A 15,364-nucleotide genomic window follows, 5' to 3' on the forward strand; every position below is an offset into this window, starting at 1 on the left:
CAATACAATGGAGAGGGGTGAAACTTTTAGTCAAGCCTGCATGGAAAGAGTGAAACTTGACGTTCTTTCTTTATTTCTTCTGCTTCAGATACTCGGACGGCGCCATCCCGAACTCATTCTTGAAGCACTGCCTGAAGTATGCCACGCTGCTGAAGCCCGTCATGTAGGAGATTTCGGATATCGAGTATCGCTCCGAAAGCAGTAACCGCACTCCGTTCCTCATCTTCACCTTGCGGATGAACTCGTTGGCGGACATGTCGGTGACGCCTTTTATCTTGCGGTAGAGGGTGGAGTGGCTCATGCACATTTTGTCGGCAATGAAGGCGATGTCCATTTTCTCCATCTCCAGATTGTCTTCGATGATTTTCGTAATGCGTTGCAAGAATTCATTGTCCAGCGGGCTCAAGGTCTCTGTTGTTTCGGCAACCGGCTCCGTGTGTGGGATGAAGGCCGTCAGACCGGCTGCCATTTTTTTGCGTACTTCCAGCAGATTGTTGATTCGACTGTGCAGCAGTTTGGCGCTGAAAGGTTTGGTCAGGTACGAGTCGGCACCGGCCGTATAACCTTCTTCCTTGTCGTGTAGCGAATCTTTAGCCGTGAGCAGGATGACGGGGATGTGGCTGGTGCGGATGTCGTCTTTCACCAATCGGCAAAGCTCGATGCCGTCCATTACAGGCATCATGATGTCGCTCACGATGATGTTTGGGATACGCTCTTGGGCCAGTGTCCACCCTTGATTGCCGTCCTCGGCCGTGAGTACGTCGAAATCGTCGCTAAGCGATTGGCGGATATATTCGCGTATATCCGGATTGTCTTCCACCACAAGCAGCAGCGGTCGGGTATCTTCCGACGGCTCCTCTGCTTCCGTGTTTTCTTCCGGCAGAGGGTTGTCGGTTGTGTTTCCGGGCTCTTCGTTTGACGGATGCTTGTCCGTATGCAACGCATTGGGATAGAAATTGTCCGTCAGCAGGCGCAGTCTGAAAGTAGTGCCTTCTTCCAGCCGGCTGCTCACCTCGAGAGTGGCTTCGTGCAGGTCGGCCAATCCTTTCACCAAAGCCAGCCCGATGCCCGACCCCGATGCCTGATATTGGCTGTTGGCCTGATAGTAACGCTCGAAGATGTGCGGAAGCGCTTCTTCGGCGATGCCATGCCCGGTGTCGCTGATACTTATTTCAGTATATTTCACGCCTCCCAGCTCCAGAGAACTCAAAGAGAGTGTAATGTCACCCTCCGAGGTATATTTCGCGGCATTGGACAGGAGGTTGTTCAGAATCGTAGTCAGCATGTCGGCATCGAAGAAAAGCAGTGTGTCTTCCGTATCGATACGGACATGGAAATCGACTTTAGGATTGCGGTTCAGTTCCTTGTACCGTAACCCGATTTCCTGCACCAGTTCCGATAGGTCGCCCCGTGCAACGGAAAGCTTTCGGTTCTGCGTCTCTGTTTTCCGGAATTCCAATATGCTGTTGATAAGATTCAGCAACCGGGCGGCGCTGTCATGGATAATGCTGATTCTGTTGGCGTGCTTGGGTGAGAGGCTGCTGTCGCTCAGCAAGTCTTCCAGTGGTCCCAGTATTAAGGTGAGTGGAGTGCGCAATTCGTGGGTGATGTTGGTATAGAAACGCAGGCGTTCATCGTTCAGCTCCTGCTTATTCCGGCTGTTTTTGCGCTCCACCTCCAGACTGCTCTCCAAGTCCAGCTTGCGTTTGTAGAAGCCGATTATAATGTAGACGAAGGCGGCAGCGACGAAGAAATAAAGCAGTTTGGTGTACCATGCCAGCCAGAAAGGAGGGCTGATGGTGATGGGAAGCGTAGCCACTTTCTCTTCCCACTCCTGATTGCGGAGACGGGTTTTTACTTTAAACGTATAATCTCCGGGAGGAATGTTGCGGAAAGTCACTTGGTTTTCACCCTGTGTGCTGTACCATACGTCTTCCAGTCCTTCCATCATGTAGGCAAACTCCACCTGCGAACTCTGTGTATAGTCCAGCACATTGAACGATATCTTGAAGGTGTTCTGATTGTATGGCAGGCCGATTTCTCCGGCAGCCAGCGGCAACGATGTTTCTATGTCTTTACTCTCGGTCTGTTTGCTGTAGACGAAGAAGCCGGTGATGGTGACGGGAGCCACGATGCGCATGGCAGAGAGCGACGACGGGTCGAAGTAACACGTTCCGTTCTGCGAACCGAAATAGAGTGTCCCGTTGCCGTCGGACACGGAAGCTCCGTCCATAAAGTCGCCCAGCGGGATGCCGTCGCGATGGTCGTAGTTATAGCATGTCTTCCGTTGCTCGTCCAGACGGGAGATACCGGCATTGGTGCTCATCCAGACGGTTCCGTTGCGGTCTTCGTGTATGGCACGTACCTGCGTGTTTCTCAGTCCCTCGTCGCTGCCGAAGATGGTATAACTCTCGGGGCGACCGGTGTCGGCGAAGAGTACGGCACCCTCGCGAGTGGCAACCCAGATGCGTCCTTGCGAGTCGGTCGTGAAGGCATTCACCGCATTGGACGGAAACCCGTTTTCTTTTTGGTGGTTCAGCAACAGCTTGCCTTGCGGAGTGAAGATAAAGACCCCTTTGCCGAAGGTCCCTACCCACAGTCGTCCGTGTGCGTCGCGGCAGATGTCCTGCACCAGTAAGTCGGTCAACTGTGCGTTCAGTTCCTCTTCAGGCATCAGCTTTTCATGGTGGTAGCTGTACACGCCGGTGCGTGTGCCTATCCAGAGTTTGCCGTCCGGGTCTTCGGATAAGCATCGTACGTCAGCGGGCAGGCCATCCTTGCTGATGGACGTGAAGCGTCGCTTCTCCGGCTCATAGTAGAACAGCCCGGCTTCCCATGTACCTACCCATATCCTGTGCTGTCTGTCTTCGTGGATGGCACGCACGTAGGCATGGGGATGCAAGGTAGATGTAGGCAGGGGGATTATCCGGAGTTGCTCTCCTTGCTTGGAGACGGCCAGTTCGCTCTCGCCGCCCATCCAAAGTTGTCCCTTATGGTCGAGGCAGAGGCTCCACACTTGTTTGTATCGGCTCTTTCCTTGCTTCTCTGCGGTGTAGTGCAATCTGTTGAAGATATTAGGCTCATGGCTGATGAAGTCCAGCCCGTCGCGGTAGCTTCCTATCCAAAGATTGCCGAAGGAGTCTTGCAACAGTCGGCGTACGTATGCGCCGGTCAGGCCGTATTCGTCATTGGTGACCGTAATGTTGCTGAAACGTATGTTGCGGGCATCGGTAAAGGTGTTGCTCTGCAAGTCCAGTACGCTGATACCTCCCATGTTGGTGGCGAAGCGTATGTTTCCGTTCTTCATTTGTTTGATGTCCATGACGGTGCCCGGCAGGAGCGATTGCGCGTCCCCCTTCCGATGCTTGAAGGAGATGAATTTATCTGTAGCGGGGCGGAAGAGGGCGGCTCCTTGGTTTGTCCCCACCCAGACGTTCTTGTCGCGATCTATGCAGAGGGAGTAGACCTCATCGCCGGGGAGGCTGCTGGGGTCGCCGGCACGGTGACGGAAGTTGCGCAAGGTCTTCCGCTTTGTATCGACGATGCTCAGCCCGTCTTTCACGTGTCCGATGTAGAGGTTGCCACGTCCGTCCTCCATGGCCGTCCAGCATCCCCACGGCAGGTGGGGTATCGAACTGCGGTCATAGTTCCGGAAAACGTTTCTCTTCGGGTCGAAATGCTGCACGCCCATGTGGTAGTGGGTAATCCATATCCCGCTGTCTGCCGCCGCTGCCAGATAAGGGATGTCATTGCTTATCAGCCCATCGTCGGGACTTTTCAGCGCAGTGATGGTTTCGGTGGCGTAGTCGAAGCAGCACAGCCCGTCGCGTTGCGTGCCTATCCACACTTTGTCTTCCGTAGGGTCGGCCAGTAAGGCGTTCAGCTCATTGCTGCTCAGGCCGGAGTTACTTTTGTTGTACACGGTGAACTGCCGTCCGTCAAAGCGGTTCAGCCCCGACTCGGTCGCAATCCAGATATATCCCTTCCTGTCTTGTGCCAGACTGAGGATGTAGTTATTGGAAAGGCCGTTTTCCACGCCGAAGTGCGAGATGCTGTGCCGTTGCGCCGAGGCTGCGCCGATTATTGCCAACAGGCATAAGATGCAGGTAATGCGGAGGTGTGTCATTGTATATGATTTTGATATGTACAAAAATAATATTTTCCGGTGAATCTTCTTTCTTGTTTGTGGGTTGAATATCATTCATATGGCTACTAATAATTCGTCAGTCTGTGGTTTTAGAGGAGCGTCGGGGATGTTTTGTCGTTCAATGAACGATTTTTTATCTTTCTTGCAGAGTTTTTATCTCTCCCCTCATGATAATAATTTTTATGTTTGCAGCAGAAAGAAAAACATCTATTAACCCTTTGAGCCTATGAAAACATAAATCCTATTTCTCCTTACTTTATAGAAAGAAAACAAAGTCTTCTCTCTTCTTTAAGTTATATTCCATTTTATAAGAATCTCCTTGTTCATCTAATAAAAAAGAAAAACGATGAATTCCAAATCATTTAAAAGAAATCGAAAGGCGTTTATCGCCTTGTTGCTTTGCACCGGTCTTGTTGCAACCCATCCATCGGCTACTTTTGCCGAAGAGGGTGTCGACGCTGTACGAATGATGCAACAACAGAAACAATCTGTTTCGGGTAATGTGAAGGATGCTGTCGGCGAACCGATAATAGGCGCCAACATCCGCGAGAAAGGTAATCCTGCCAACGGTACGATTACGGACATTGACGGTAATTTCCATTTGCAAGTAGCTAAAGGTGCTGTATTGGAAGTTTCGTTTATCGGCTATAAAACAGCAGAGGTGACGGCTACTCCCGGAAAACCGGTGAATGTCATTCTGCAAGATGACAGCGCAATATTGGAAGAGGTGGTTGTGGTAGGTTATGGTACGATGCGTAAGAAAGATCTGACAGGCTCGGTGGTGCAAATCAATCCGGATAAAATAGCCGATCAAAATCCCGGTTCTGTGCAAGATCTATTGCGTGGCACGCCGGGTTTGCAGATTGGTTATGACTCTTCTGCCAAGGGGGGTGGTGCTTCTATTCAACTACGCGGCCAGAATTCACTCTATACCGAAGGCAGTCACAATTCGCCTCTAATCATCCTCGACGGAATGGCATTCAATGGTGAGCTTTCCGAAATCAATCCGGACGATATTGCGCAGATCGATGTACTGAAAGATGCATCGTCGGCTGCCATCTATGGTGCTAAGGCTGCCAGCGGCGTACTGATTATTACCACCAAGAAAGGTAAGGAGGGTAAGCCCATCATCAATGTGGGTGTAAACTTGGCTGCCAATACAAAGGCTGCTTACCGCGACGTGTTCACCGCCGAAGAGTATATGAAGTATCGCGAAGACTGGTTCAAGGCAACCACTTACGGATACAACGACGCAGGGCAGTGGGGCTATTACAGCAAGGAAAGCAAAGTCCCCGCAGGCTACTACGACCACTACGAAAATCTGTCGCGATATGGCATCACACAAGACGCTTGGTCTACCTCGGGCGCTAAGACTTTACAAGCAAACGAAAGCCTGAAATCGCTGTATGCCCGTCGTATGGGCTTGGATAACGATGCAGCCTTGGTGATGCAAAACTTCTTGGACGGCAAGACCTACGATTGGAATAAAGCCGTCTTCCGCACGGGCTTCAATCAGGATTACAATGCCAGTATTTCGGGTGCCACGGACAAGGTGAACTATTACTTCAGCTTCGGCTACCTGAACAACCAAGGAGCCATTCAGGGCGATAACTACCATGCATTCCGCTCCAACATGAAACTGAATACAAAGATTACCGATTGGTTGGAAGTAGGCGCCAATATCAACTTCCAAGACCGCAGCGACGAATCGAATGCAGTGCCTTTGGGCGGTAATTACTGGGATAACAACCAGCTTCGCGAGTCTCCTTATGCATTGCGTCATGATGCTGACGGCAAGGAGTTGCAGTATCCCCGTAGCGGCAATCCTACCAACGGCGGCTATAACTACCACTTCAATGTGCAGTACGACGACCTTGAGAAAGGATATACGGTATTGAACACCATCTTCAATGCCAAGCTGACGTTGCCTTTCGGCGTCACTTACCAGTTCAATATCGCTCCGCGCTATCAGTGGTTTTACGACCGTTACTTCATGTCTTCCGCGTTGCCAAACAGCACACCCTCTACACGGGGCGTGAACCGTAATACTTCAAAGAGTTTCGACTGGTCGCTCAACAACACTCTTACGTGGGATAAAGTGTTCGACAATCACCGTTTCACTGTCACACTGGTGCAGGAAGCCGAAGAAAACCGTCATTGGTACGACGAAATCCATGCCCGCAACATCACTCCTACCGACGTGCTGGGCTTCCACTACATTTCCGGAGCCAACATGGAGCAGAGTTCTATTTATACTTCCGATACGCACTCCACGGCGGCGGCCTATCTGGGACGTCTGTTCTATAGCTATAAGGACCGTTACATGTTCACCGGCACTGTTCGTCGCGACGGATACTCGGCATTCGGTTCCAACAATCCTTGGGCCACATTCTGGTCGGTAGGCGGTAGCTGGATGTTTTCTGAAGAGGCGTTCGTCAATCTGCCTTGGCTGAATACGGGCAAGTTGCGTGTTTCCTACGGTACAAACGGCAACCGTTCTTTGAAAGATACCTATCTGGCGCTTTCCAACCTGAAGAACGGCGGCGTGATGGGCTATTATTACAATGGCGGAGCCAGCGTCATTCAGGCTCTGCAGATAGACCGTCTGGGCAATCCGAATCTGGAGTGGGAGAAGACCACCGCTTATAACGTAGGTCTTGACTTCTCTGTATTAGACTATCGCCTGAGCGGTAGTATGGAGTGGTATTACAAGAAGACTCACGACATGATTATGGCTCAGCGCCTGCCTAATTTCACGGGCTTCAACAGCATCACTACCAATTTGGGTGAAGTAACCAACTCTGGTGTTGAAGTCACGTTGAATTCTCGCAACATCGAACGGAAGAACTTCACTTGGAATACCGGCCTTGGCTTCTCTTACAACAAGAACCGCATCAAGCACCTCTATTACGAGTATGATGAGAACGGCAATGAAATCAATGATACGTCCAATAATTGGTTCATAGGCAAGCCCATCGGCGAAATCTGGTATTGGGAAGTAGATGGTATATGGCAACTCGACGAAGCGGCCGAAGCTGCCAAAGTAAATCAGAAGCCCGGCGACCCGAAAGTTGTCAACCACTATACCGGTGATGATAAAGCGGACGGTACTCCGGTCTACAATGATAAGGATAAGGTCTATTTGGGCACAACGAATCCTCCTATCTACTGGAATCTGCGTAATGACTTTACATTCTTCAAGGACTGGTCGTTCTCTTTCTCCATGTATTCTTATATGGGGCACAAGAGCTTGTCCGGCAATTACCTGAACGGAGATAATTCCGGCTCGATGTTTACCAATACTTGCAATACTTATAAGAAGGAATATTGGACTCCCGAGAATCCTACCAACGAATATGCCCGACTCAATGCGGTAGGACCCAGCGGTGCCACGGGTGTGCAGAAACTCTATAACCGTAGCTTTGTACGTTTGGACAACATCACTATCGGCTATACGCTGCCTAAGGAATTTACGCGTAAGCTTACGCTCGAGAAAGTTCGCTTCACCGCCGGTATCAACAATGTCTGCACATTTGACAGCTGGGAGTACGGTGACCCCGAGACAGGCGGCTATGCTAACAGACAGTTCCAATTCGGCATCAATGTAACACTCTAAAACGTAAAAACAAGATGAAACGATATATCAATACATTATATAGAGGTAGTGCGGTGATGGCTTTTGCTGCTGCCATGACAGCCTGTACCGACTCTTTTCTTAAGCAAGACCCGCTTTCTTTCTACGAGCCTACTACCACCTATTCTACTGAAGAGGGCTTGAAATCTGCACTGACCATGTGCGACAAACAGTTGAAAACCTATATTCTTGACGGCAACTGGAACAATGTGGGCTTGAGTACCAATTATTACCTGTCCGATGTCGGGATGTATGCCAAGACAGACATGGGCGGAGGTTTCCAAGACAACTTCGACGCCAAGCTGACACCTACTTCCGGTATGGCTGGCGGTGGCGACGGCAACTACATGCAGCGTTTCTGGAACGAAGGTTTCAATGCCGTGAAGTATGCCAATTCCGTACTCTCGTATGTGGATAAGGTGGCAGGTCTGGACGAGGAGATTAAGAACGCCTATAAAGGACGTGCTTACTTCCACAGGGCATACGCTTACTATAACCTGACCTTGCAGTTCGGCGATATACCTGTGATTACGCAGTTGATGACGGTTCCGAAGCAGAACTATAAGTCCACCAGCAAAGAGGCTATTTTCCAAATGCTCGTTCACGACTTGGAGTTTGCCGTGCAGCACGTTCCTTCGCAACAGAAGATGAGCTATCTGGGCATGGTAAATCAAGAGGCATGTATGCATCTGCTTGTGAAGTGCTATCTGGTGACGGGCGAATATGCCAAGGCAGAATCCGTTGCCACCGACCTTATCAACAATCATGGTCTGAGGCTGATGACATCTTCTTTCGGTGTATGGCAGCCTTCGGGCAATGAGAAGACTTGGAAGGTGACCCGCAATGTGGTATGGGACCTACATCGCACTCCCAACATTTGTCATGCGGAGAACAAGGAACTTATCATGCCCATCATCAACTCCAACGAACAGAATTTCACCACATACAACATCATGCGTGCAAACTTCGTACACTGGAGCAACAGCGTGATTCGCGACCCTCATGGACTGGCAGGGCCGGGTTCCAACTATGCCCGTAACAATAGCAACTATAATCCGGAGCTTGATTGGGTACGTGCTGCCGGTCGAGGCATTGCTTTGAATCGTACTTCATTCCATTATAACAAGACCATTTGGACGTATGGCGGCGAGACGGATTGGCAAGACCTCCGCCACAACCGTGACGTAGGTAACTGGATGGAGATGGAAGACTTCAAGTATAACAATCCCAAGTCCGATTTCTATGGTAAGAACTATCAGCTGTATGCAACGGAAGACTACGTAAAGGATGGCAACATACTTGTCAAGAAGGGAGAGATACTCTGTTCCGATACCATCCGCAGTTGGTATCCTACCCCTCTGTACCAACTTTACATCCTTGATGCTGTGAACGAGGCCAACATGGGTGCCAACCAATTCCAAGGAGCATCGGGCAAAGGTTGCAACGGAGACATGTATCTGTTCCGTTTGGCCGACACCTATCTGCTCCGTGCCGAGGCTCGTTTCTATCAGGGTAAGGCAGGCGAGGCAGCTCAAGATGTGAACACTGTCCGCCAGCGTGCCAATGCCAAGAAGATGTACACCACAGTGACTATCGGCGATATCATGGATGAGCGTGCCCGCGAGCTCTATATGGAAGAGTTCCGTCAGGCCGAAATGGTTCGCGTGTCGTGGTGTCTTGCCAAGAGCGGAAAGCCCGATGAATGGGGAAATACCTATGACCTTGCTACTTGGGATAAGCAAGAAGGCACTGACTTGAGCGGCGGTAGCTACTGGTTTAAGCGTTGCACCACGTACAATGTGTTCAACCGTCCTTACGGTAAGGGTTCGCAAGGCAATCAAACCTTTGAATACAAGGTGAACAAGCACAACCTCTTCTGGCCTGTCCCAAACTCTGCCATTACAGCAAACAACAAGGCGCAGCTTCGTCAGAACTACGGTTACGACGGGTATAATGAGAATATCCCGATGTGGACTAATTGGGAAGAAGCGGTAGCCGATGAGATGAATACGAAATAAGTCTCTTCAGCGTTTTTACAAGGGGGTGTTCAAGAGGTTTCAAACGCCCTTTTTGAAGAAACTACCCCTGCCACAGATAACTGTAGCAGGGGTAATCTCTTATATTTTGGCATTATGACACAGCTTCCTTTGGCACACAACGCTTGTGTCCGTGTCGGTTTCAATCTGTTGGCACCGGTAGTTTCGCTTGCCGGCACCGGTAGTTTCGCTTGCCGGCACCGGTAGTTTCACTTGCCGGCACCGGAAGTTTCATTTGCTGAAACCAACTGTTTTGCTTGCTGAAACTGATTGTCCTCCTTGCCGAAGTCCTAAGTTTCTGGCTTATTGGCATTGCAAAACAGGTGTGGCGATGGAAGCAGAAATAAGGCTCGATGTGGAGGGACAGGTGCGGCTTAATCGTAGTAATACTCGTCGCTGTATCTTTCAAATTGGGGTTCTGCTGTTATTCCGTAGCTGCGGAATAGTTGCCGTATGTATTCTTGGTCTTGTGGGAGCAGTGCACGTTCCTGACGGTAGTGGCGATAGTAGTTCGTCTTGCCGAAGTGACTGATGAGCTCATGCCTGATGGCGTTTCCGTGTTTATAAGGAACATTGTCCAGAAGATGCTTTAGCCCCCATGCCACATGCAGCTTCTGTGTACTGTTGAAATAAGGGCATGCAGCAGTGTCTGCGGGAATGCAGTTGGGGTTCACTATGCGTAGAGTGGGGCATTGCGATGTGCTGTTCTTTGCAACCAAATGGCGCAGGCACTGCGAACTTTGCGTACAGCGGTTGTTGAAGCAGTGGGCATAGTCGTAAGGCACTGCTTGGTAGTCGAAATTATTTTCCATTGTCTGTTTGAAGTTATATTTTAGTTTGTATTACAAAGAGGACACAAATATAAGGATATCAAACGGAAATCTACCTGCTTGCCGCTTCTTTATGTTCTCTTTCCCTGACTTATGTTGTGCAGAACGGTACGGATGATTTCTACCGCCTTGTCTGTCGTTGCCATTGAACTGTCCGGCATCAGATGATAATGGTGGCGGTCTCCCCACTCATGGCCCGTATAGTGCAGGCAGTGTTATTCACGGAGGATTGACACAGTGATGGAGAAATATACGAATCTGTTAACGATTTCTTGGTATATATGCAGGTGTAAATCGTAATTTCTGGGTATTGGATTCTTTTAACAGCTTCTGTACTTTTGCGGTCGATAAAGAAGAATACAATGAACGGAATATTTAAAAGAGTAAGTAAAAAGAGGATGTTTTGCATTGCAACGGCAGCAGTGCTTGTAATTGCGGCATTTGTGTCATGGAACGTATGGATAGGCTATACCCATATCGCTTTCCTCAATTATCAGACGGTGGAATTGGGACAGATTTCAAAAGCCAACGATAACGGCATGATCCGCCTGAGCGAGATAACTGCCGATGATTTCGATCATCTCAGTGACTACGACATGATTCTTGTCAGTGGCATGGGACTCCGCCTTGACGAGCATCGGCGCGGGCAACTGAGCGAGGCTTCGTTGCGCATACCTGTGCTGACACGCATCGCTACCAATCCTGCCAACAACATCGTGTCGGTCGATTCTGTCGACGCCGACTTCATTCTGCAATATCTCGAAAACGGCGGGCGCAGAAATTATCGCAGTATGCTTGCCTACATCCGTAAGTTCATTGACGGCAAGCTGTTCAGAGCTCCTGAACCGGATGTGGTTAATGAACGACCCGACTGTCTTTTGACACACTTTGACCTCAAAGATGAGAATGCCGACGAGATAGGGTTCAACAATGTGGGCGAGTATAACGCTTTCCTCATGCAGAACGGACTATATAAAGAAGGTGCACCTGCGGTGATGCTTACCGGATTCATGGGAGCTGCCACAGACATGACGAAGGCTCTTGAACAGAAAGGCTTCAACGTCTATCGGGTCAATAAACTTCTGCCTTTCATAGGCGGCGGCCATGCCGACAGCATTCAGGTGGCGGCGGTCGTCAATCTGGCTCACGGACGCATGGGCGACGCGGTTGTGGATTTCCTGAAGCGGAAGAATATTCCGCTTTTCTCGCCACTCAACGTCAACCGGCTGACAGAGGAGTGGGAAAACGATAAACAAGGAATGTCGGGCGGCTTTATGTCGCAGAGCATCATCACGCCTGAGATTGACGGTGCGGTGCGTCCTTACGTCGTTTTCGGTCATCGTATCAACGAAGAGGGCTTGCAGGAAGTGTACGGAATGCCCGATCGCATGGACGAATTCCTCGAAACGGTCAGCGGCTACGCCTCATTGCAACAGAAGAAAAACAGCGATAAACGCATCGCCGTCTACTACTTCAAAGGCCCCGGACAGAATGCTTTGGTCGCATCGGGTATGGAGGTGACTCCTTCGCTATACAACCTGTTGTTGCGCCTTCGCAGCGAGGGTTATCGCGTGGACGGCCTGCCCTCTTCGGCGAAGGAACTCGAAACGATGATTCAGCAACGTGGTTCTGTGTTCGGCGCTTATGCCGAGGGGACATACGGTGAGTTCCTTGAATCGGGGCATCCGGCATTGGTCACAACCGAGCAATATGATGAATGGACGCGGAAAGCGCTGTCGAGCAAGATGATAGAAGAGATGAACGAACTGAACGGGCCGTTCCCCGGAAAATACATGGCGACTGCCGACGGGCGTTTGGCCGTAGCCCGCCTGCAGTTTGGCAACGTCGTCTTGCTGCCTCAGGTGATGGCCGGCGAAGGTGACAATTCATTCAAGATAATCCACGGAACAAACCAAGCTCCGCCCCACACCTATATAGCATCCTACCTGTGGGCAAGATTCGGTTTCGGTGCCGACGCCATTATTCATTTCGGCACGCACGGCTCGCTGGAATACACGCCGCGCAAGCAGGTGGCTCTTGGCAGCAACGACTGGCCCGAGCGTCTCATAGGTGTTGTTCCTCATTATTATCTATACACAATCGGGAACGTGGGCGAGGGGATGATTGCCAAAAGACGTACTTATGCACAATTGCAATCCAATCTCACTCCTCCGTTTAAGGAGAGCGAGTTGCGTAATACCTACCGCAAATTGAGCGATGCTGTCGACAACTACAACAAGCAACCCTCGGATGCACAGTCGCTGAAGGTGAAGGCGCTGGCGGTGGAAATGGGAATAGCCCGCGAATTGGGACTTGACGACAAGCGCATGAGTCAAGCATATACGGCCGAAGAAATCGAATGCATAGAGAGCTTTGCCGAGGAATTGATGAACGAGAAGATAACCGGAAAATTATACACGATGGGTGAGGTGTACGACCCTGCCGACATCACCACCAGCGTTTATGCCATGACTACCGATCCGATAGCTTACGGACTGCTTGCCGTGGACAAGCTGAAAGGACGTGCTTCGGCGGATGCGGAAAAACATAAGCAAGTGTTCGGCCGCACCTACCTTGCAAAGGCCAAGGAGCAAGTGGCACGCCTGATCGGTTCGGCAAAAGTCGAGGTTACCGACGATTACATTTGCCGTTTTGCCGGCATCACTGCCGACGAACTGCGCATGGCACGCGAAGTAGAAGCCATGCAGGCTGCTCCTGATCCAATCATGATGATGATGCAGATGGCCGATAATTTAGGAGGCGCTCATCCGAAGAAGCAAAAGGATATGGAGCACCGGACGGTGAGCGAGATGCGTGCCGCCAAAGTGACCCGTAAGAGAATAATACCTCAGATGAGCCGTGCCGCCTTCGAGAAGATGGAGCAAAGCGGCAAGTTCCCCGAGAAGATGATGACGAAAATCAAAGAAGGGCAGAGATGGTATAAAGAGGAACAGAAGTCCGGAAAAGACAAGGCTGCGACAAAGCCCCATGCGAAAGGATCGAAATATACCCGCGAGCAGATACACCTTGCACAGGCCATCACTGCCGTGGAGCGTGCGTTGAGGAATGTGGGCGACTATGCCGATGCACTGCGTCGAAGCCCCGACCGGGAAATGAGCTCGATGTTGAATGCCTTGAATGGCGGTTATACCTCCCCCTCGCCGGGCGGTGACCCCATTGTCAATCCCAATACGCTGCCCACGGGTCGCAACCTCTATTCCATCAACGTAGAAAATACCCCTACGGAAGATGCTTGGGAAAAGGCGCAGGCTTTGGCCGAGAACACGATAAAATTGTATCGTGAGCGTCACGACGGCGAATATCCCCGTAAGGTGAGCTATACGCTTTGGAGTAGCGAATTCATCGAAACCGAGGGGGCTACAATAGCCCAGATACTTTATATGCTTGGCGTAGAGCCGGTGAGAGACGCTTTCGGGCGTGTGGCCGACCTGCGTCTGATACCGTCGGATCGGCTTGCCCGTCCACGCATAGATGTGGTGGTGCAAACCAGCGGACAGTTGCGTGATCTTGCCGCCTCGCGTCTCTTCCTCATCAACAGGGCCATCGAGATGGCGGCCAATGCCGATGGCGACCGCTATGAGAACCTTGTCAAAGCCGGTGTGGTAGAGTCGGAGCGTGTACTCGTGGAGAAAGGAATGTCGCCGAAGGAAGCACGCGAGGTCAGCATGTTCCGTGTGTTCGGCGGTGTCAATGGAAACTATGGTACAGGCATACAAGAGATGGTTAAGGCCGGAGACCGTTGGGATAAAGAGAGTCAACTGGCTGAAGTGTACCTGAACAATATGGGGGCTTTCTATGGCAGTGAAAAGGATTGGGAGACCGTCCGCAAGGCCGCTTTCGAGGCTGCCCTCACCCGTACCGATGTAGTTGTACAGCCTCGCCAAAGCAATACATGGGGGGCATTGAGTCTCGACCATGTCTATGAGTTTATGGGAGGGATGAATCTTGCCGTTCGTAATGTGACAGGTAAAGACCCCGACGCTTATCTCGCCGATTACCGTAACCATCAGAACATGAGAATGCAGGAGGTGAAAGAGGCCATCGGCATCGAGAGCCGTACCACGATATTCAACCCTGCCTATATCCGCGAGAAGATGAAGGGCGGCGCAAGCAGTGCGGATGGCTTTGCCGATATCGTAACCAATACTTACGGCTGGAACGTGATGAAGCCCAAGGCTATTGATAAGGAACTTTGGGACGAAATCTATAATGTTTATGTGAAAGATAAATTCAATCTCGGGACCAAGGAGTTCTTCGAGAAGCGTAATCCCGCTGCCCTTGAAGAAATGACCGCCGTGATGATGGAAACCATCCGCAAAGGATTGTGGAAAGCCTCGGCAGAGCAGGCAGGCGACATAGCCCGGTTGCACGTAGAGATGGTGAACAAATACAAACCTTCATGCTCGGGCTTTGTTTGCGATAATGCAAAGCTTCGTGACTTTATCGCTTCGAAGACCGATGCCGTTGCTGCCGAAGAATATCGGCAGAACGTAAGTGACATCCGTGAAGCCAAGAAGAACGGTAGCGACAAGAGTATGGTGATGAAGAAAGAGACGATGAACAACAGTGACAATCAGACCACTGCCACGGTCAGCGGCATGGTGACGGCTTTGATAGTAGTCGTGGCGGTTCTGGTTCTCATTGTTTTAGTCAAGCGGCGCCGTAAGAATATGATGTAGCATAACAACTCTCTTTA

At 50.7% G+C, this 15,364-nt stretch carries 5 protein-coding genes; 3 read left to right on the forward strand and 2 right to left on the reverse strand.

Annotated features, from left to right (window positions below; all coding sequences use genetic code 11):
• Window positions 1-70: 70 nt before the first annotated feature.
• Window positions 71-4,126, reverse strand: coding sequence for a hybrid sensor histidine kinase/response regulator transcription factor (locus C3V43_RS11495; RefSeq protein ID WP_106069929.1), 4,056 nt, complete (start codon window positions 4,124-4,126; stop codon window positions 71-73).
• A 367-nt stretch (window positions 4,127-4,493) separates the two neighbouring features.
• Here C3V43_RS11495 and C3V43_RS11500 point away from each other — a divergent pair, with 367 nt between their 5' ends.
• Both C3V43_RS11500 and C3V43_RS11505 read left to right on the forward strand, forming a co-directional pair.
• Window positions 4,494-7,763 (forward strand): SusC/RagA family TonB-linked outer membrane protein, encoded by a 3,270-nt coding sequence (locus C3V43_RS11500; protein WP_106069930.1) that lies wholly within the window; start codon window positions 4,494-4,496, stop codon window positions 7,761-7,763.
• Between the two features lie 14 nt (window positions 7,764-7,777).
• Window positions 7,778-9,799 (forward strand): RagB/SusD family nutrient uptake outer membrane protein, encoded by a 2,022-nt coding sequence (locus C3V43_RS11505; RefSeq protein ID WP_106069931.1) that lies wholly within the window; start codon window positions 7,778-7,780, stop codon window positions 9,797-9,799.
• A 392-nt stretch (window positions 9,800-10,191) separates the two neighbouring features.
• Here the strand turns inward: C3V43_RS11505 and C3V43_RS11510 are convergent, their stop codons facing one another.
• Window positions 10,192-10,629, reverse strand: a complete 438-nt coding sequence (locus C3V43_RS11510) for a DUF6078 family protein (protein ID WP_106069932.1) — start codon at window positions 10,627-10,629, stop codon at window positions 10,192-10,194.
• Window positions 10,630-11,045: 416 nt separating this feature from the next.
• Between C3V43_RS11510 and C3V43_RS11515 the strand changes: the two genes are divergently transcribed.
• A complete protein-coding gene (locus tag C3V43_RS11515) occupies window positions 11,046-15,347 on the forward strand; it encodes a cobaltochelatase subunit CobN (RefSeq protein WP_164996246.1) in 4,302 nt (1,433 codons plus the stop codon).
• The last annotated feature ends 17 nt before the right edge of the window (window positions 15,348-15,364 follow it).

The sequence above is a fragment of the Prevotella heparinolytica genome (assembly GCF_002998535.1).
In the GTDB taxonomy this organism is placed as follows: Bacteria; Bacteroidota; Bacteroidia; order Bacteroidales; family Bacteroidaceae; genus Bacteroides; species Bacteroides heparinolyticus.